Origin of the sequence: Hyunsoonleella rubra, from assembly GCF_042684665.1 — a bacterium.
Taxonomy (GTDB): Bacteria; Bacteroidota; Bacteroidia; order Flavobacteriales; family Flavobacteriaceae; genus Jejuia; species Jejuia rubra.
Genome location: NZ_JBHULY010000024.1, coordinates 59,179 through 77,630, shown reverse-complemented (window position 1 = coordinate 77,630; position 18,452 = coordinate 59,179). Strand labels below are relative to the sequence as shown.

17 protein-coding genes are annotated in these 18,452 nt (G+C 39.0%); 6 read left to right on the top strand and 11 right to left on the bottom strand.

All coding sequences use genetic code 11. The features are described from left to right. Positions 1 to 159: 159 nt before the first annotated feature. The 4 genes from ACFSR8_RS10785 (at position 160) to ACFSR8_RS10770 (ending at position 3,408) form a co-directional block, all read left to right on the top strand. Complete coding sequence (locus ACFSR8_RS10785; RefSeq protein ID WP_380291887.1) at positions 160 to 717, top strand: YeeE/YedE family protein; 558 nt, start codon at positions 160 to 162, stop codon at positions 715 to 717. Positions 718 to 719: 2 nt separating this feature from the next. Continuing rightward, positions 720 to 1,133 (top strand): DUF6691 family protein, encoded by a 414-nt coding sequence (locus ACFSR8_RS10780; RefSeq protein WP_380291886.1) that lies wholly within the window; start codon positions 720 to 722, stop codon positions 1,131 to 1,133. Continuing rightward, complete coding sequence (locus tag ACFSR8_RS10775; protein ID WP_380291884.1) at positions 1,134 to 1,931, top strand: sulfite exporter TauE/SafE family protein; 798 nt, start codon at positions 1,134 to 1,136, stop codon at positions 1,929 to 1,931. It abuts the gene before it with no gap. A 64-nt stretch (positions 1,932 to 1,995) separates the two neighbouring features. Further along, a complete protein-coding gene (locus tag ACFSR8_RS10770; protein ID WP_380291882.1) occupies positions 1,996 to 3,408 on the top strand; it encodes an MBL fold metallo-hydrolase in 1,413 nt (470 codons plus the stop codon). A 30-nt stretch (positions 3,409 to 3,438) separates the two neighbouring features. Here the strand turns inward: ACFSR8_RS10770 and ACFSR8_RS10765 are convergent, their stop codons facing one another. Both ACFSR8_RS10765 and dinB read right to left on the bottom strand, forming a co-directional pair. Then, the gene (locus ACFSR8_RS10765; RefSeq protein ID WP_380291880.1) at positions 3,439 to 6,477 is read right to left on the bottom strand and encodes a DNA polymerase III subunit alpha; all 3,039 of its coding nucleotides are present in this window, start codon (positions 6,475 to 6,477) and stop codon (positions 3,439 to 3,441) included. A gap of 297 nt (positions 6,478 to 6,774) precedes the next feature. Then, the gene (dinB, locus tag ACFSR8_RS10760; protein ID WP_380291878.1) at positions 6,775 to 7,995 is read right to left on the bottom strand and encodes a DNA polymerase IV; all 1,221 of its coding nucleotides are present in this window, start codon (positions 7,993 to 7,995) and stop codon (positions 6,775 to 6,777) included. A gap of 112 nt (positions 7,996 to 8,107) precedes the next feature. Between dinB and ACFSR8_RS10755 the strand changes: the two genes are divergently transcribed. Beyond that, the gene (locus ACFSR8_RS10755) at positions 8,108 to 8,707 is read left to right on the top strand and encodes a LexA family protein (protein WP_380291876.1); all 600 of its coding nucleotides are present in this window, start codon (positions 8,108 to 8,110) and stop codon (positions 8,705 to 8,707) included. A gap of 63 nt (positions 8,708 to 8,770) precedes the next feature. After that, the gene (locus ACFSR8_RS10750) at positions 8,771 to 9,040 is read left to right on the top strand and encodes a heavy-metal-associated domain-containing protein (RefSeq protein ID WP_380291874.1); all 270 of its coding nucleotides are present in this window, start codon (positions 8,771 to 8,773) and stop codon (positions 9,038 to 9,040) included. Between the two features lie 49 nt (positions 9,041 to 9,089). Here ACFSR8_RS10750 and ACFSR8_RS10745 read toward each other — a convergent pair whose 3' ends face one another. The 9 genes from ACFSR8_RS10745 to ACFSR8_RS10705 all read right to left on the bottom strand — a co-directional run bounded on the left by ACFSR8_RS10745 (position 9,090) and on the right by ACFSR8_RS10705 (position 18,352). Further along, positions 9,090 to 9,365, bottom strand: coding sequence for an ATP-dependent Clp protease adaptor ClpS (locus tag ACFSR8_RS10745; RefSeq protein ID WP_380291872.1), 276 nt, complete (start codon positions 9,363 to 9,365; stop codon positions 9,090 to 9,092). A gap of 30 nt (positions 9,366 to 9,395) precedes the next feature. Then, complete coding sequence (gene prmA, locus ACFSR8_RS10740; protein ID WP_380291870.1) at positions 9,396 to 10,232, bottom strand: 50S ribosomal protein L11 methyltransferase; 837 nt, start codon at positions 10,230 to 10,232, stop codon at positions 9,396 to 9,398. A 98-nt stretch (positions 10,233 to 10,330) separates the two neighbouring features. Then, the gene (locus tag ACFSR8_RS10735; protein ID WP_380291868.1) at positions 10,331 to 10,750 is read right to left on the bottom strand and encodes a hypothetical protein; all 420 of its coding nucleotides are present in this window, start codon (positions 10,748 to 10,750) and stop codon (positions 10,331 to 10,333) included. A gap of 184 nt (positions 10,751 to 10,934) precedes the next feature. Further along, positions 10,935 to 11,570, bottom strand: coding sequence for a response regulator (locus tag ACFSR8_RS10730; RefSeq protein ID WP_380291866.1), 636 nt, complete (start codon positions 11,568 to 11,570; stop codon positions 10,935 to 10,937). Further along, a complete protein-coding gene (locus ACFSR8_RS10725) occupies positions 11,560 to 13,494 on the bottom strand; it encodes a tetratricopeptide repeat-containing sensor histidine kinase (protein ID WP_380291864.1) in 1,935 nt (644 codons plus the stop codon). The genes ACFSR8_RS10730 and ACFSR8_RS10725 overlap by 11 nt, the downstream gene beginning before the upstream one ends. Before the next feature lie 54 nt (positions 13,495 to 13,548). Beyond that, a complete protein-coding gene (locus ACFSR8_RS10720) occupies positions 13,549 to 14,961 on the bottom strand; it encodes a T9SS type A sorting domain-containing protein (RefSeq protein ID WP_380291862.1) in 1,413 nt (470 codons plus the stop codon). Between the two features lie 17 nt (positions 14,962 to 14,978). Further along, positions 14,979 to 16,082 carry a hypothetical protein gene (locus tag ACFSR8_RS10715; protein ID WP_380291860.1) on the bottom strand — a complete coding sequence of 368 codons (1,104 nt, stop codon included), beginning with the start codon at positions 16,080 to 16,082 and terminating at the stop codon, positions 14,979 to 14,981. Positions 16,083 to 16,358: 276 nt separating this feature from the next. Next, the gene (locus ACFSR8_RS10710; protein WP_380291858.1) at positions 16,359 to 17,030 is read right to left on the bottom strand and encodes a hypothetical protein; all 672 of its coding nucleotides are present in this window, start codon (positions 17,028 to 17,030) and stop codon (positions 16,359 to 16,361) included. Positions 17,031 to 17,305: 275 nt separating this feature from the next. Further along, complete coding sequence (locus ACFSR8_RS10705) at positions 17,306 to 18,352, bottom strand: DUF6090 family protein (RefSeq protein ID WP_380291856.1); 1,047 nt, start codon at positions 18,350 to 18,352, stop codon at positions 17,306 to 17,308. Positions 18,353 to 18,452 lie beyond the last annotated feature (100 nt).

Genomic DNA, 18,452 nt, shown 5'->3' with positions numbered 1-18,452 from the left:
GTTTGTCTTTGATAGAAATATCAACAATATTAAAACTAGCATTATTTAAAATGCACAACGGGTTAATAATATAAGATACAATGGATATAGCATCCTAAGTAACATTTATTACAAAGGAAATTCACAGAGCATCTTAAATTTGCTCATAAATAAACAGGTATGAACATAATTCTTGACCCATGGCCATGGTATGTTTCTGGGCCATTAATTGCTATTGTCTTAGCTTTACTGCTATACTTTGGAAAGACTTTTGGCATGTCTACAAATTTAAAGACAATGTGTACCATCGTCGGTGCCGAACAATTTTCTGACTATTTTAAAACGAATTGGAAAGATCAGTTATGGAATTTAACTGTTGTTATTGGCGCAATCATCGGAGGTTTTACGGCCATTCAATTTCTCTCCAATGATTCTGGCACGGATTTAAACCCGATAACGACCGCTGAACTTCAAAATATGGGCTTTGCAAACCCGGGCAAAACCTTAGTGCCCAACGAAATGTTCAGTTTGGATGTGCTATCATCCCCAAAAGCCTTAATGCTTTTAGTAGTGGGTGGTTTACTGGTTGGTTTCGGAACACGCTATGCTGGAGGTTGTACCTCAGGGCATGCTATTACAGGGTTAAGTAGTTTGCAAAAACCATCATTGATAGCTGTTATCGGCTTTTTCATTGGTGGACTTATTATGGCTAACCTTCTCTTACCCCTAATATTTTAATTATGAAGTTCTTGAAATTCTTATTGGTCGGCATATTTTTCGGAATTGTATTGGTAAAATCCGAGGCGGTATCGTGGTACCGTATTTACGAAATGTTCCGATTTCAGTCGTTTCATATGTATGGGATCATAGGTACCGCCGTTGCATCTGGTATTCTGTTTTTACAACTCTCAAAAGGTGGTAGAATCAAAAGTATAGCTAAAGCCGATATTTTTGTACCCAAAAAAGAAGGTGGATTTGTAAGATTGATAGTTGGCGGTGCTATTTTCGGTTTGGGATGGGCTCTTATTGGGGCATGTCCCGGTCCCATGTTCGTACTCCTCGGTACGGGTATCTGGAGCATGGCTATAGTTATCGCTTCAGCTGTATTCGGTACATTTATCTACGGAATTATAAAAAACAAATTACCACACTAAATGGATACTTCCCAAATCTTTGGATACATCGGTGCGCTAATCGTTGGTCTGGTTTTGGGCTTAATTGGTGGAGGTGGTTCTATTCTAACGGTGCCTGTTCTGGTTTATATTCTAGGGTATAATCCCATTGTTGCCACCGCCTATTCCTTATTTGTTGTTGGCACGTCTTCCTTGGTAGGCACTTTTCAAAAATATAAGGAGGGGTTAGTGGATTTTAAGACCGGCTTGGTGTTTTCGTTTCCGTCGTTTATAGCAGTGTATTTGTCAAGGCGTTATTTACTCCCCAGTATTCCAGAAAGGCTGTTCAGCGCAGGCGATTTTAATTTCACTAAGGACATGGGCATCATGATTTTCTTTGCTATCATTATGATTATCGCCTCCTACTCGATGATTAAAAACAACACCAAAACTGGTGCCAATAATTTCGGCCAACCTTATTATAAAACGTTTGTTCAAGGATTAATTATCGGGACAATCACGGGAATTATCGGTGCCGGGGGAGGTTTTCTTTACGTTCCTGCTCTTGTGCTTTGGGCAAACATTCCGATGAAAAAAGCAGTAGGGACTTCCCTTATTATCATAACCGTAAATTCCTTAATTGGCTTTTTAGGTGACGTCCAAACGTTAGAAATTGAATGGGTATTCCTTTTGACTTTTACTGCAATTGCGGTGTTGGGCATTATTATAGGAGTCTTCCTTTCAAAATTTATCAGCGGAAAAAAGCTCAAAAAAAGCTTTGGCTATTTTATTTTGATAATGGCTACTTACATCATTTACAAAGAGTTAAAATTACTTTAAAAGTAATATAAGTTACAAAGCGTACGCGCTAGGTTTATTAATTTTGAAAAAGAAAATAGAATAGATGAAAATAGAACAGATATATACCGGATGTTTGGCCCAAGGTGCCTATTATATTGAATCTGATGGCGAAGTTGCCATAGTTGACCCTTTAAGGGAAACCCAACAATATGTGGACAAAGCAGAAAAAGAAAATGCCAAAATCAAATATATTTTTGAAACCCATTTCCACGCAGATTTCGTTTCCGGTCATGTAGATTTAGCAAAAAAAACGGGCGCTACAATTGTGTATGGCCCTGGAGCCGAAACTACTTACGACATTCATACGGCTGAGGATAATGAGGAATTTAAACTTGGAAATGTTACCATAAAAGTATTGCACACACCGGGACATACATTAGAGTCGTCAACCTATTTATTATTGGATGAAAACGGAAAAGAGCATGCCATTTTTTCTGGCGACACCTTGTTTTTGGGAGATGTTGGCCGACCTGATTTAGCTATTAAGTCTGATTTAACCAAAGAGGATTTAGCTTGCATGCTGTATGATTCTTTACGCAACAAAATAATGACCTTACCCGATGATGTCATTGTATATCCGGCACATGGCGCAGGTTCCGCTTGCGGAAAAAACTTAAGTAAAGAAACCGTTGGTATTTTAGGCGATCAAAAACAAACTAACTATGCATTACGAGCTGATATGAGCAAGGAAGAATTTGTGAAAGAAGTCCTAGATGGCATAGCGCCTCCACCTCAATATTTTGCTAAAAATGCGATGATGAACAAAATGGGCTACGACACCTTTGAGACGGTCCTTAAAAAAGGTGACACACCACTTAACCCAAATGATTTTGAAGCAGTTGCAAATAATGAAGATGCGCTGGTTCTTGATGTAAGAACCGAGCAGGAATTTGTAAAAGCACATATCCCTAACTCCATTTTCATTGGATTGAATGGTGGATTTGCCCCATGGGTTGGCGCATTGATTACCGATTTAAAACAGCCTATCTTGTTGATAACTCCCGAAGGTCGGGAAGCCGAAACGGTAACTCGATTATCTCGCGTTGGCTATGATAATACATTGGGCTATTTAGACGGAGGCATCGAAGCATGGAAAAAGGCAGGAAAGGATATCGAGGCGATAGCATCCATATCTGCGGAACAATTTTCAGAAGATTTTAGAAGTAAAAACATAAACGTACTGGACGTTAGAAAAGATGGTGAATATACTTCCGAACATTTGGAAGGTGACAACGTGCAACATTTTGCCCTGGATTATATCAACGACAATATGAACAAAGTAAATCCTAAAAACACCTATTATGTGCACTGCGCAGGTGGCTATCGTTCGGTAATCGCATCTTCAATTTTGAAAGCACGTGGGTTTAGCAATATCATTGATATTGCCGGAGGTTTTGGAGCCATGAAAAAGACGGACTTACCAACTACTGATTTTGTTTGCCCTTCGGAACTGTAGTTGCGCTATAATTCAATCTTCGCTTTTATATTATGTTGTTAAACGCTTATAAGCCTGTCCGCTTGGTACAGATATTTTTTGTTGCTCCGTATTTTTTACGTTAGCACTGCTAAAGCGTGGATCGGCTATATATGCCATCCGTTCTTGTTGGATAACCTCAACACTCAAAAAATCAAACTCCTCTACTACCTTTCCTGTAATACGATACACCCCCTTGCCCCTAAACGGATATCGTTTAGCCACGGGGGGAAAATGTACCGTATCCAGCCACTCCCCCTCTTGGTCCAAAAACGTTCCGAAATGCATACGGTCTCCTTTGTGCGTACTTGTGTTTTTTGCGGTAATCAAATAGCCATAAATAGTTACCACCCTACCTTTGTAAACTGCTAAATCCTTTGTTAAAAGCCTATTAGTAGGCGATTTTTCCAATAGCGAAAACACATCATAAAGTGTAAAATTGAGCAACTCCAGCTGATCAAAAGCATCCTCTAATTGGGTAATGGTAAATTTTGGCAATTCAAAAGCTCTCGCCCCCAATCTAAATAATTGTGGTTGCATCTCATCAATGGCCAAATGATGGCATTTATAATAGGCTTCCCATAATAGCGTTCGTTTGTCTATCCCCGAACTTCTAAATGCATTAACCCTAATCAGTATATCCAATTGCTCTATGGACACGGGGACACGCTCCATAAAATCGTCCAGCGACATAAAATTGCCATGTACCCTAGCTTGTAATATATTGACCATATTACGCCTTTCAAACCCTTGTAAATGCTGAAACCCAAGATAAATATCTACACCCTCAATAACGGTTTCAATACGGCTTCGATTGATGCAGGGCGGATGCACAACCCCTCCCCATTTTTTGGCTTCGTGAAAATACAATTCAGTCCTGTAAAACCCACCTCCATTGTTAACCGTGGCTACCATATATTCCAAAGGGTAGTAATGTTTTAGAAACAAACTTTGGTAGGATTCTACAGCATAGGATGCCGAATGTCCTTTTGCAAATGCGTACCCAGCAAAGCTTTCAATTTGTCGCCATACCTCAAATATCACCTCATCTCGTTCTCCTTTTTCCCTGCAATTGGAAATAAACATTTCCTTTACCGCCAAGAACTCCTCCCTGGAGCGGTATTTTCCGCTCATACCACGCCGTAGCACATCAGCCTCGCCCAAATCCAATCCCGCATAATGATGCGCCACCTTAATCACATCTTCCTGATATACCATTACGCCATAAGTATCTGGCATAATATCCCACAATACGGGATGGGCTCTTTTTCTGCGTTCTGGGTTTTTGTGGCGCAGGATATATTCTCGCATCATGCCACTTTTGGCTACACCCGGACGAATAATAGAACTTGCCGCAACCAGCGTTAAATAATCCCGTACCCCCAATTTTTTAATCAGCATGCGCATTGCTGGAGACTCCACATAAAAGCAACCGATACATTCACCCTGCTCTATCATATCATTTATGCTATCGTCTTCAAAAAAAGGCTTCGCATTATGAATATTGGGCAACTCAACCCCTGGCCTGTTTTCCTCAATAACAGCAATGGCATCCTTAATCTTTCCCAGGCCACGTTGCCCTAAAATATCAAACTTGTACAAACCGACATCCTCCGCAATATGCATATCAAACTGAACCGTTGGAAACCCTTTGGGCGGCATATTCGTTGCCGAAAAATAATGGATAGGCCGTTCTGAAATCAAAACACCTGCCGCATGGATACTGACATAATTAGGGCGACCCTCCAAATATTTGGCATAGCGCAATACCAATTTGGACAAATCATCCAATTGCCGATAATCAAACTTTCCAGAACATAGTTTATCGATCTCATATTTGGGCAACCCAAACACCTTGCCCAGCTCGCGCACCGCTCCTTTATATTGAAACGTTACATAAGCCCCCAACAGTGCTACCTGCCCGTCCCCTTTAAACTCCTCAAAAATAAAACGCGTAACATCCTCCCTATCCCATGTTGAAAAATCAATATCAAAATCAGGTGGCGTGGTACGGTATAAATTCATGAATCGCTCAAAATACAAGTCCAGTTCTATAGGATCTACATCAGTAATCTGCAACAAATAGGCAACAATACTGTTAGCTCCACTGCCCCTCCCTACGTAATAATACCCCTTTGATTTTGCATATTGAATAATCCTCCAATTAATCAAAAAGAAACTCACGTAATTCTGCTTTTTTATCAAGTCCAGCTCCTTTTCCAAACGCTGTTTAATTGTTTTTGAAACCTCATCATATCGTTTGGGCAAACCCTCATAACACAAGGCCTTCAACGTATTGAAATCCACTTCTTCGGAGCCATAAAGTGTTGATAAGTTCTGACTTTTTTTTGTGTTTGAAAAGTCAAACTCAATACTGCACTGCTTCAATAAATTTGATGTGTTTTCAATAATATGGGGATAATCCTTAAAGCATTTTTCAACTTCGGAACCAGGCAGTATTTGGTGTGCCAACTTGCCCTGTTGCGCTTTTGGAAGCTTGCTCAAAAGCAGATTATTGTCTATAGCCCTCAACAGCCTATGAACATTAAAATCACGTTTACCCCTAAAGCTTATGGTATGTAGCAAAACCAATCTGTCCCTATGCTGGTTCAATTTTGAAAATGGAAGCATATTGATATCGTCCAGCGACACCCCTATATATTCGCTTTCAGAAAACGTATATTTTTCTATTTCCAATAATTTTCGAAACGGATAAATGGTTATCGCTTTTTGGAACATGGGCGCCTCATCAGGAAACGGCTCATCATCGTGCAAATGCCTGGACAGGAAATCGTTCAGCTCCAAAAACCCTTCATTATTGATGGCCAAACATACATAGCATTGTTGCGCACTGTTCCTAAAATCTATCCCCACTACGGGTGCAATACCATATTCTGGAGCACGCCTTATATAATTTAAGCACCCAGAGGTGTTATTGATATCCGTAAGCGGAAATGTACTGCAACCACTCTCTTTTGCCAGTGCCAAAAGCTCTATTTCAGACATGGTGCCGTAGCGCAAACTATAAAAGGAATGGTTGTTCAAAAACATGGCTCATCCAAGCTTAATACTTAAATTGAATCTTTATTATTTTCTATTTGGGCGTTACCACGCTTTAGGGCGTGGTCGGGCTATCCACTATATCTTTTTAAGGCTCCTTGCAAAACGCTGGCCCAACACTATCCTTTTAATTAATTTCATGCACTTATATATCGCTCAAAAACCCTTAAAAAGGATGCCGTTTCTATCCCTAACGCACCTATCCGCCACCGTAGTTTTATCACCCAATCATCGGGCAGACCTTCTACCTTCAGACCCAAAAGCCCTAACCGTGTACGGTCAAATAAATCATTGCGTTCGATGCGCCAAAACAATGGGTGGCTCCCCATTAAACGGGTTGGTAAAATTCCCAACAGTCCGTGCCCCTTCACCCATAGCAGAAGCCCTTATCACACTTCTGGAACCATACCGCAATCGGATCTTATCCATAGCGCTGTAAAGGTTTACCGTTCGTTTTTCATCATCAAAAAGATTGATTTGGTACGTGCCAGAAGTAATACCGCTGTACCGAACACCCACTAAACGGATCAGCACCCGCCTGTCATAAAGTTTATCAAACAGTTCCAGCACCAATGGTATTAAATGATGGTCTGCCGACGTGTATGCAATTTTTGTTTGCTTTGAATACGTCTGAAAATCGGAATACCTGATTTTCACCGTCACTACAGAAGCCAATTTCCCGCCACGCCGTAATTGAAAAGCCAAATCTTCGGCCATAGCAGAAAGTGTGGTCTTTATTTTTGAAATGTCTGTGGTATCCCTTCCGTAAGTACGCTCGCTCGAAATAGATTTTCGCTCATGATATTCGATGATGGGCGTATGGTCAATGCCGTTGGAGCGTTGCCAAATCACACGCCCGTTTTTGCCAAATACAGAGGTCATCATCTCCACGGGCATTTGCTGTACGGTCTCAACGGTTTTAATGCCCATGTTGCAAAATGCCCGAAAGGTCTTCTCTCCAACCATGGGAATCTTTTTGATGGAAAGTGGTGCCAAAAACTGCTTTTCCGCCCCAAATTCAATCTTTAATTGATTATTGGGCTTGGCCTCATTGGTAGCAACCTTAGATACCGTTTTATTTTCGGAAAGCCCAAAAGATATGGGTAAGCCTGTTTCTCGAATAATCTTTTGCCGCAATTCCGTGGCATACTTATAGCAACCAAAAAAACGGTCCATGCCCGAAAGGTCTGCATAAAACTCGTCCACACTAGCCTTTTCCAAAACCGGAACTTCGCCCTGCAAAATTTCCGTGACCATCTTTGAGTATTTGGTATAGGTTCCCGCATTGCCCTTTATAAATATGGCATGTGGGCATAGTTGCCTTGCCATTTTTGCCGGCATCCCGGAATGTACGCCATAAGCACGAGTCTCATAACTGGCCGCACTTACCACGCCCCTATCCCCGGCACCCCCAACAATTACAGGCTTATTGTTTAGCCTACTGTCCAAAAGCCGTTCGCAGGATACAAAAAATGTATCCAGATCAAAGTGTAAAATGGTACGCTTCATTAAGAAGGAAAAAATTAGTGTTCTACAAAAATATAGAACAATAATATATTTTCTATATTTGTGTATCCAAAAATTATTAACAAAATAGCACGCCTTCCAAACCGCACTGTAAATGAACGATTTGCATGAAAACCAAATAGCGCTCTTAAAACTGCTCCATGAGCAAATTGATAATCCGCTTACCATCAGGCAAATTCAAGACAACCTTAACTTTTCATCGTCAAGCATGGTGGCCCACCATATTCAAAAACTGGAACAAAAAGGCTACCTAAAACGCAATCCCAATAATCCTAGGGACTACCAAGTATTTTTGAATCCCGAACGCCCAATTATTTATTTAAATCTTTACGGAAATGCACAATGCGGTAAAAGCGGGACGATTTTGGACGGCATTCCTATAGATAAAATCCCAATCGCATCAAGATTGCTAAAGTTTCCTGCACATGAAGGCTTTATCGTTACCGCCAAAGGAAACTCCATGGAACCATTTATAAAAGAAGGCGATCTGGTAATTGCTCAAAAAAAAGACAGCGCCGAAAACGGAGAAAAAATCGTGTGCGTCTACGGCGAAAAAGTGCTTATCAAAAGGTTTTTTCAGCAAAACAACACTATAACCCTAACATCCTTAAATAGCGAAAACCATCCCCCAATTATTGTTGCCGATTATTTTAAAGTAGAAGGTGTGGTAAAGAATGTTTTAAAATACAGCTAAACTGATAATTATCACATTAAAAGACTAGCCCCTCCAGTAATTTTGCATTAAACCATTGTCAAAATGAAAACCACTTTTGAAATACAGAATTTGAAATGTGGCGGATGTGCCAATACCATTTCTAAAAAGCTACAGGAAATTGAGGATGCTAAAAGCATTGAAGTTAATCCCGAAATGAATAAGGTTTCTTTTGAGCATACACATTCGGAAACACTCAATAAGGTAAAATCAGTATTGCATGCTATTGGCTACCCTATTATTGGTGACAAAAATGCTTTGATTACAAAAGCTAAATCCTTTGTAAGTTGTGCAGTAGGAAGAATTAATAGCTAAAAAAAGCCTCTGCGATTTTCACACAGAGGCTTTTATTCTTTATTTCTTTTTAAACAATCTCAGCACTTAAACCAGCTTCCAGCAGTTTAGAACAACGCGGTTTTAAATCGTCGTACTCGCCAGTTTTTACAGTACATTTTCCTTTGTAATGCACGATCAGAGAGCATTGTTCTGCTTGTTCCGAAGTGTGGTCGCAGGCATAAATAAGCATATCGATGACATGGTCGAAGGTATTGACATCATCATTGTACAATACAATCTCATTTAACTTTAATACGTCTTCTTCAAGTAGTAATTCTTCTGAATATTTTTCTTTTGAACTCATTTTTAAATCTTTTTGGGAGCAATTTCACTACTAATTTAAAAATTTTAGCGACACCCAATTGTTTCGTTCCAACTTTTCTTCAAATTTTAACATAAGTCGCTCACAATCAGATTGAATCATTGGAATATCATCCACATAAAATCCGCTTAAAAACAACATCCCGCTTTTATTTAAACAAGACACGTACGTTTCCATATCCTGCATTAAAATATTACGATTGATATTTGCTATGATGACATCGTATTTGTTTTTTCCTAAAACAGAGGCATCTCCCTCAATAACCGTGATGTGCTCACAATTGTTCCGCTCCACATTTTCCAAACTGTTCAAATAACACCAATTATCATAATCCACCGCATCAATGGGTTTTGCGCCTTTTTGTTCGGCAAGAATTGCTAAAACACCCGTACCACAGCCCATGTCGAGAACCGATTTGCCTTCAAAATCAGTTTTCAAAATATGTTGAATCATCATGTGAGTCGTTTCGTGATGCCCTGTGCCAAAGCTCATCTTTGGCTCAATAACAATATCGTATGTGGTGTTGAAAGGTTCATGGAACGGTGCTCTCACGGCACACATATCGTCAACAACTATAGGATTAAAATTCTTTTCCCATTCGGCGTTCCAATTGGTTTGTTCGATTTCCTCGAACGAATGGGTAATTTCAAATTCATCCGAATTTAGAATTTGGATATCATCTAAAATAGCCTCGCTCCATTCTTCCTTTTGAATATAAGCCGTTACACCATTCTCAGTTTCCACAAAGCTTTCAAAACCTGCATATCCCAGCTCCGCGATTAGAATTTCAACGGCCGGTTGAAGTGGCTTCACCTTGAAATAATAACCTAAATAAACCATGTTTTGCATTAGCATTTTTTAAGGGCATAAAGGTAAGTTTAAATTTCTCCATAAATGCAAAAGGCACCCCAAAAAGGAGTGCCTTTCAATCCGAAAAAATATTGTGATTAATTGTCAGTTTCACCTTCCAATTTCGAATACACACAGGTTACGTTGCGCTTTTCAATGGCCACATTTCCATGTACATCCTCAAACCTGAACTCAATTTCATAAGTTCCATCTTGCAAAGTTTTAAAGGTGGAGTACGCACCATCAACATTTTTGCTTGTTAGCAAACTGGCAAGCTCTTCATAATAATACACCACTTCTTTTCCAGTATTATAAATAGTTATACTGCCCTTTTTTACTGTTGAAGCATCGGATACGCTAGCGTTACACACCACCCTATCCGGTGTATCGGCACCGCCTTCTGTATAAAATACGAGGCCTTCGTTGGGGGATACAATGGAAATTACCGGGGCTTCTTCCTCCAAATTTTCAGGGTTCTCGGAATTATCCTCTGTCCCTGTGAGAGAGCAAGAGTTCATTACTAAAAATATTAAACACAAAATGCCAAAAGCAGTTTTAAAATCATTCATGATATGAAATAAATTACGGTTAATAACTAGCGCAATTTAAATACTACTGTCATAAAATATTTAAGGGCATTCCCCGATTTAATTAAAATGGGGGAATACCCTTAGTTTTTATTTCGACTTGGATTAGCCTCTATTAAAGCAACTGCTTTTCCATGGCAATTTTGATGATGCCAACACTATTTTTTGCTCCTAATTTGCTCATGATATTCATACGGTGGGTTTCAACGGTTTTTGGGCTGATGAAGAGTTTTTCTGAAATTTCTTGTGTGGTGAGTTCCTCTGAAATGGCCACTAAAACGTCTTGCTCGCGTCGGGTTAAATTAGGCTTTAGCCCATTATCTAGTGTTGATTTTGAAGTTTGGTTTAACAACTGTTGCTGAATATCCTTTTGCAAAAACAACTCGCCAGACAGAACAGTCTTCATAGCGGTAATCAACTCCAGTTTATCCGTATTCTTTAAAAGATACCCATGCACCCCATTTTTAAGCATGCGCTTCACAAAGGAAGTATCTTCAAAATTGGTCAACGCAATAATCTTTAAATCGGGATAGGATTTGAGCAATTGTTTACTTAAATCGATACCGTTGATGTCGGGCAAATTGATATCCAAGAGCAACACATCTGGCTGATCCACACCAACCTTTTCCAAAGTTTGAGAAGCATTTTCGTATAGACCAACAATCTTCAATTCGGGCGTGCCCTCAAGCATCGAGGCTATGCCTTTTAATACCATTACATGGTCGTCCGTTATGGCAATTTTAGTTATCATCTAGTTTTTCTAAATCAATTTCAATGATATATGAAGTACCGCTGTCGTTGGATTCAAAATCTACATCTGCTTTTAAATAATCAATTCTGGATTGCACATTATTTAGTCCAATTCCATTTTGACCTACTGCATCCTTATCAAAACCTTTTCCGTCATCTTCAACAGTAATCTGAAGCGAATTGTCCCTATGGCTCAATTGCACATTAATCGTATTCGCCTCCGCATGTTTCAAACTATTAGTCACCAATTCCTGAATAATTCGAAATACATTCACCTCAGCCTTCTGTGACAGTTCAATATCATCCCCAAGATGCTGAAAGATGATGTCTTCCTTTGGATTTATACTGTTTAAATTGTTGCAATAATCGGCAATCGCTTCCACTAAATTAAAGTTTTTTAACGAGGGTGGCACCAAATTATGCGAAATAGCACGCACCTGTTTACAAGATTCGTCTATCATACTTATGGCTTCTGTAATCAACTTGGTATTAGTTTCCATTAAAGCAGATAGCTTATATTTTATAGCGGACAAATCACCATTTACTCCATCGTGCAATTCTTTCGCGATACGTAGCCTTTCGTTTTCTTCGCCCTCGATCAAAGCCTCCAATGTTTTAATCTGACTTTCGCGCTTCAATGCCAATATTTCCTGACTCTTGCGTTTCTGATGTTGCTTGTAAATAAATATTAAAGTTAAGACACCAACGATCAAAATTATTAAACCCACCAACATATAATTATTTTGAGCTTTCCTTTTTTGTATTTCCAACTGTTGTTTTACGATCTCTTTGTCCTTTTTCTCTGTCTGGTATTTGATTTCAATTTCGTTAATGTTGTCCTGACTATTTGCCAATAAAATACTGTCCTTAAACCTAGCATGTTTTTTAAAACTATTTAAGGCATTCAGGTAATTATTCCTCTTTGCATAACTGTCGCTCATGGCCAAATACACCTCAGAAATCAGCGATTTATCATCTATCTTATTGGCTAATTCTAAGGCCTTTTTAAAATGATACTCCGAGAGTTGATAATTCTTCGTACTTCCATAAACGGTACCCAACATCATTTGTGTTTCTATAAGCTCGTCTTCATCTCCAAATTCCTCCCTGATTTCCAAGGCCTTTTTTAGATGTTCAATTGCTCTGGGAAAGTTTTCTTTTTTCTCATAAATAAACCCAAGATTATTGTGGTTTCTCGCAATTTCTTTCCTGTTTTGATTCTCTAAATTAACGGCTAAGGACTGGCTAAAATATTCTAAGGACTTATCAAAATTTTCCAATTTGGCATAACTCCCCCCAATGTTGTTTAGCAAAGTTCCAACTGCAAAATTTATATTGTCGTTGTCACTATTTTTCGCTAAATCCAAGGCCTTTGATTCATACTCAACACTTTTGGTAATGTTTTCAAGTTTACTATAGGTATTGGCCAAATTGATGAGTTTTACAAACTTCCCATACTCATTATTGGAGTTTTCATCATATTTGATGCCCGCAAAATAAGTTTCAATAGCCTTTTCATAGTTACCCTCAGCCTTATGAAGCATACCGAACGAACTGTATATTGCAGATTGGTTGACTTCATTAGCTTTTGCAATTTTTAACGCATCATTCAAGTAGTAATGGGCAGAATCGTATTGATTCGAATGTATAAATGCATTCCCTAAATATAAATTAGCCCTAGCCTTTCCTTTATAACTTCCAATTCTTGAAGCTTTAACAAGCCCCTGCTTGCCATAAACAATGCTACTGTCCAAATTTTGAAATGCGTAATAATAGGCCAAATCATTTAAAACCTGAACCTCGGTAGTATCACTTTGCTTTTCCGAAAGTTGAAGTTTTAGGCTATCAATAACTTTATTAGCCTGAGAAAAACCGCAAACCGATAAAAGGAAAAAACTAGCGACTAAAATGAATGAATATTTCAATTTCCAAGTACTATTTGATTTAAATTTAATACATTATACGCTAATATCGCTATTTTATTCCTTCACAAATTTCTTCGAAACACTTCCCTCTTCAGTTTTTAAATGAAACAAGTAAGTTCCCGATTCCAAACTACTCAAGTTTAATTCTTTACCCGAAGGAACCGCATCCAAAACTACCTGCCCCCGCATATTCATAATTTTGAAATCAGTAATCTTCTGATTTTGGGTATCCAAAACCATGATATCCTTCACGGGGTTAGGATAAAACATAAAACTGTTCAATACAAAATCGTCATTCGATAAGGTGGACAATTGCCCAGAGCGTGCATACAAGCTCCAAGTGCCATCGGTATTTTGCACCCTGATGTATAGAATGTGGTCACCATCGGGCAAATCCGCTGGCACTTGAGCCACCAAATCTAAGTCAATGAGTTCGGCATCACTGATATCAATCTGGGTAGCATTGCCCACGCCCGGATCGATATCAAAAAAGTACTCCGCTCCTGTTATTAATGCCGAATTTACCAAATCTGGACTCACATAAAACACATTTCTATCATACAAACTCCAAGTGCCATCATCATTTATCAATCTCAAATAGAGTTTATGCACCCCTTCCGAAAGCCCTGTTGTGGGCACGTTAAAATCTTGATCAATAACATTTCCTGAAACCGCCAAAGAGGTTGCATTCCCCACTCCGGGATCGGTATCTATAAAATATTCAGCCGAAGCGATATTCGCTGAATTTGAGTTGTTGGGATTGACGTAAAACACATTTCTGTCATACAAACTCCACGTGCCATCGCCATTGACCAGCCTTACGTATAATTTATGAACGCCGTTAGGAAGTCCAGTTGTGGGCACGGTTAAATCTGTATCTACAGTATTCCCTGAAACGGTTAACGCTGTACCGCTCCCAACTCCGGGATCAGTATCGATAAAATACTCTGCAGATGAAATATTTGATGAATTGGTGTTATCTGGGCTGACGTAAAACACATTCCTATCGTAAAGACTCCACGTGCCATCCGTATTTATCAACCTCAAATACAATTTGTGAACCCCGCTGGAAAGCCCCGTGGTCGGAATATTAAAATTTTGATCCACGGTGGATCCTGAAATAGCCAAGGAAGTACCGCCCCCGACTCCCGGATCCATATCCATAAAATATTCCGCGGAAGCGATATTCGACGAATTTGTATTACCTGGGTTGATGTAAAACACATTTCTGTCGTACAGACTCCACGCCCCATCGGTATTTAAAACCCTGATGTAAAGCTTATGCACCCCTTCCGAAAGCCCCGTGGTTGGGACATTCAAATTCTGATCGATAGTGTTGCCCGAAACCGCTAATGCTGTCGCATTGCCAACACCAGGGTCGGTATCAATAAAATACTCGGCCGACGTGATTTGTGAACGTCCCCAAAACCCAAGAAGCAACAGCCAAAATAAAATGAACGTTTTCATTGTTCTCAATTTTTGAATTAGTTGGTAATATTGGCATTGGCCTTAATGTTGATATTCAAATCCGTTCCAGCACTAATGATATTGTTGTAAATAACAAAATCCGTCAGGTGGGGCAACTCAGTGGGGTATCCTCGAATATTAAACGGGAAACCACCATTGAATACTCCTAAATCATTGCCATCCGTTCCGGCATTTTCGGCAAGCGAACCAGCTTGAATGTGATAATCGTTCCCAGTACTATTTAAAGGAACATTAGGGTTATAAGAGACAAATTGCGGATCGGTATCGTCAATATTATTCGTTCCGGCAAGCGGATCAAAAGCCGTATTAATACTATAAGTCAAATTATTCTGAAAGTTTAAGGATGAATTTGACCCACGGTTCATGTTTACCACATCGGTGCCAGTAAATATGAAAATATTATTGCTTATCTGCGTACCGTTGCAACTCCTAAACACAGCAACGGATTGGTTTGTGTCGCCGTTCTGTAGGGTCATGATGATGTTATTGTTCAACAGGGTTGTACTATTCAACCGGTAAAACAGGTCGTAATCATACCAGGTACTCCACATGTTAAATGTATTGTTGGATATGATCCAGTTCTGGCAATTGTAGTTATCAATAGCTCGGGTTGAAGTGTGATAAAAGAAATTTCCAGAAATAATGGCGTTATTTGCCCTCCCAGTACTACTATTGCCTTGAATGAAAACAATTCTATTATTTGTGATGACGACATCATGGTTGCTGTACGTCGTATTATCCAAATAAATACCATTGATTCTCAAACCAGAAATTTTTGAACCAGAGGCATTTTCATAACGAAACAAAATGTTGTTTACAGTTGCCCGCTCACCCGAATTCAATTCAGCATTGTGGGCAATACCATAAATACTCAACGGCTTGTTCATCTGAATGTCACCATACGAGTTTGGGGAGGGCTGTAAGTAAATAATATCGCCAGCACTGGCGTCATTCACTGCGGCTTGGACGCTGGTATATTGCGCCCCAGAGCCTTGATTGTTGTCCACAACGTAAACCGTTTGCGATTGTAATGTCATACAGGCAATACACAACATTGCCACTGATAATAGGGGTTTCCGAAGGTGTGTTAATAGCTTCATAATTAAAAAATTTTAGTGATTACTTATAGCTACAAGGTATTATCCCTTTCCCTAAAAAAACTCAGGGCATTCCTTGATTTGTAAAAAATCAGGGAATACCCTTAGAGTATGATTTGTATTTTATTTTGATTTAGGCGTTACCCACAAGGGGTAAGGCTTTCACTACTCAATCCCTCCTACGTCGGGGATTTCAAACATTTAGCCTGCACTGAGCGCAGTCGAAGTGTTCAATCCCTAACTCGGGTGAGCTTTCCATCGAGTTGTTTGTATTTCATTTTAATTCTTACCAATGGTAATGGTTACACGCGCTTTGGCATTAACGGCTTCGCAATTGGCTATTGCGCTATCTAGATAAATTAAGGAGCCACTCCCAGTACTGGTATTGGCGTGGTAAACTCCAGGGGTATATTCAGTAAGATGACTTGCACCAGAACCTACACTATTTCCTGTTGGTAGAACACTATCTGGAGTCCATGAGTAGGTTCTCCCAACATTGGACGGTATGGGGTCCGGAGCATAAGTAAGAATTTCTAGGTGGTAACTTTTAGCATCATCTACGGCAGGCACCTCAAAGTAATTTACAATACCATAGCCACCGCTACCTTCCCACCATCTGCATGCGATATCAACCTCCATAATAATCACTTCCGGCCCTGTAGCAAAAAAGAATTGAGCTCGGGACGTACCTCCTCTTCCATCTCTGGATTCCACATAGCCTTCATAAGTGGTTTCAGATTCTAGTCCAGAAAAGCCGTAGCTTAAGGCAGTAACCCCAGAGGCCATTTCTTGTCCATCTAGAACAATGGCATAAGTTACGGTGTCGTCATCGGGGTCGATAGATTCCGTCCATTCAATGATTGCTCCATCAAAACGTATTTCCGTAGTGTTTGCTGAAAAAATTGAAGGTGCATTGTTATTTGGGTCGTCACCATTGGTTGAGCAAGACATAAAGATTAATACAAAGGAAAAGCATAAAAAGTAGAGTAATTGTTTCCTAATAAATTTGATTAATTTTTAACATTTACTCCTTCATCGCTTTTCTACAAAAATGTCATCAAAAAAAGTGGAAGTTTTTTTAAATGGGTTTTAAATAATGCTCAAAGAAAGGGAGCATTCAATGATTTTATACCACAAATTATGGATAAGAGCCGTTTGAAGCTGATTCAAGTAGAGTAGATATATTTTAAATGGGATATTAAAAGAGGTAATAACCCACTTTCGAATCAATTTATTTTTTGCAACTCAATATTACACCGTTCCTCTGAAGATTTCGTCTGAATTTTTAGCCCTACTATAGAATCATTATTATCACGCTCAAAATAAAAGAAGGCGTTTATAAATCTTGGTTCATAAAACGTGTCACCGAGCTCGTGATACAAATACATGGAAATATCAAATCTTTCATCTTTAAACTTCAAGGTGTTACTGTTAATTTCAACAGGCAATTTCATACCAACCTCTAAATCTGGAACAATCGGACAATCTATTTCAACCATCTCGTAGCTACCAGCAAAATCCAATAGTTTCTTCTCATCAAGAATAACAAACTGCGGATTCAATTCCCTTTTTAATTCTACGCGAGTTTTATGGAGAAAATCAATAGTATCTTCGATTATCCGAATGTAATTATTATAAATCAGGTTATACGAATGCGTTACAAAATTTCGGTACTCCATACTATTGACGAAAAAGGCCTGCAATTCCGGGCTTGAATTGTCCTTCATAATTTTTTTGGATATCCATTCCGTATACCATGGATATTCGTCCCTAATATGTTTAATAAGCTCCTGGCTTAAGGCCTCTATTCTCGTTTCATAATTTGTTTTTCTCTCATCCAAGTCGCCATACCTCGAAATCATGGTCTGAATAAATGGATCCGACAAATTAGCTTGTTTCAATTGCGCTATACCTGTATTTCTCAATTTTGAAGAAAAAGGGATGTTTGCAACAATTCTTGAAAGCCCTTCGTCCAATAAGTCCGTGCTTACCGAATCATTCATAACTTTCCTATAGAGATGTTCATTAGCTTTATAACCCTCAATTCTCACTGCTAGGTCATTAATATCATTTTCAATATCTAAAATTAGGCGTTCATAAATTTTCGCAATTTTTTGGTGTTCTTTACGCTGTTCATTCCAATTATTAATCTGTAAAGCAATCAGAATCCCAATAACCACAAGTATAATTTCACCAAAAGCATACACCAGATATCTTTTGAGTTTATTTTCAGAAAGTAGCTTTTGTCGAATTTTTCTAAAGAATTTTATCATCGGCTTTTGGTTGGTTATAATGAAGGTTAATAGCTTCCTAGCATAAAAGCCATTTTAACGACTGATATTCAGCAATAAACGAATCTACCTATTTTTCCTG

Bases quoted from the DNA above. Each gene is read 5' to 3' on its own strand.
- ACFSR8_RS10785 (WP_380291887.1), top strand. From the start codon at position 160: ATGAACATAATTCTTGACCCATGGCCATGGTATGTTTCTGGGCCATTA.
- ACFSR8_RS10780 (WP_380291886.1), top strand. From the start codon at position 720: ATGAAGTTCTTGAAATTCTTATTGGTCGGCATATTTTTCGGAATTGTA.
- ACFSR8_RS10775 (WP_380291884.1), top strand. From the start codon at position 1,134: ATGGATACTTCCCAAATCTTTGGATACATCGGTGCGCTAATCGTTGGT.
- ACFSR8_RS10770 (WP_380291882.1), top strand. From the start codon at position 1,996: ATGAAAATAGAACAGATATATACCGGATGTTTGGCCCAAGGTGCCTAT.
- ACFSR8_RS10765 (WP_380291880.1), bottom strand. From the start codon at position 6,477: ATGTTTTTGAACAACCATTCCTTTTATAGTTTGCGCTACGGCACCATG.
- dinB (WP_380291878.1), bottom strand. From the start codon at position 7,995: ATGAAGCGTACCATTTTACACTTTGATCTGGATACATTTTTTGTATCC.
- ACFSR8_RS10755 (WP_380291876.1), top strand. From the start codon at position 8,108: ATGAACGATTTGCATGAAAACCAAATAGCGCTCTTAAAACTGCTCCAT.
- ACFSR8_RS10750 (WP_380291874.1), top strand. From the start codon at position 8,771: ATGAAAACCACTTTTGAAATACAGAATTTGAAATGTGGCGGATGTGCC.
- ACFSR8_RS10745 (WP_380291872.1), bottom strand. From the start codon at position 9,365: ATGAGTTCAAAAGAAAAATATTCAGAAGAATTACTACTTGAAGAAGAC.
- prmA (WP_380291870.1), bottom strand. From the start codon at position 10,232: ATGCAAAACATGGTTTATTTAGGTTATTATTTCAAGGTGAAGCCACTT.
- ACFSR8_RS10735 (WP_380291868.1), bottom strand. From the start codon at position 10,750: ATGAACTCTTGCTCTCTCACAGGGACAGAGGATAATTCCGAGAACCCT.
- ACFSR8_RS10730 (WP_380291866.1), bottom strand. From the start codon at position 11,570: ATGATAACTAAAATTGCCATAACGGACGACCATGTAATGGTATTAAAA.
- ACFSR8_RS10720 (WP_380291862.1), bottom strand. From the start codon at position 14,961: ATGAAAACGTTCATTTTATTTTGGCTGTTGCTTCTTGGGTTTTGGGGA.
- ACFSR8_RS10715 (WP_380291860.1), bottom strand. From the start codon at position 16,082: ATGAAGCTATTAACACACCTTCGGAAACCCCTATTATCAGTGGCAATG.
- ACFSR8_RS10710 (WP_380291858.1), bottom strand. From the start codon at position 17,030: ATGTCTTGCTCAACCAATGGTGACGACCCAAATAACAATGCACCTTCA.
- ACFSR8_RS10705 (WP_380291856.1), bottom strand. From the start codon at position 18,352: ATGATAAAATTCTTTAGAAAAATTCGACAAAAGCTACTTTCTGAAAAT.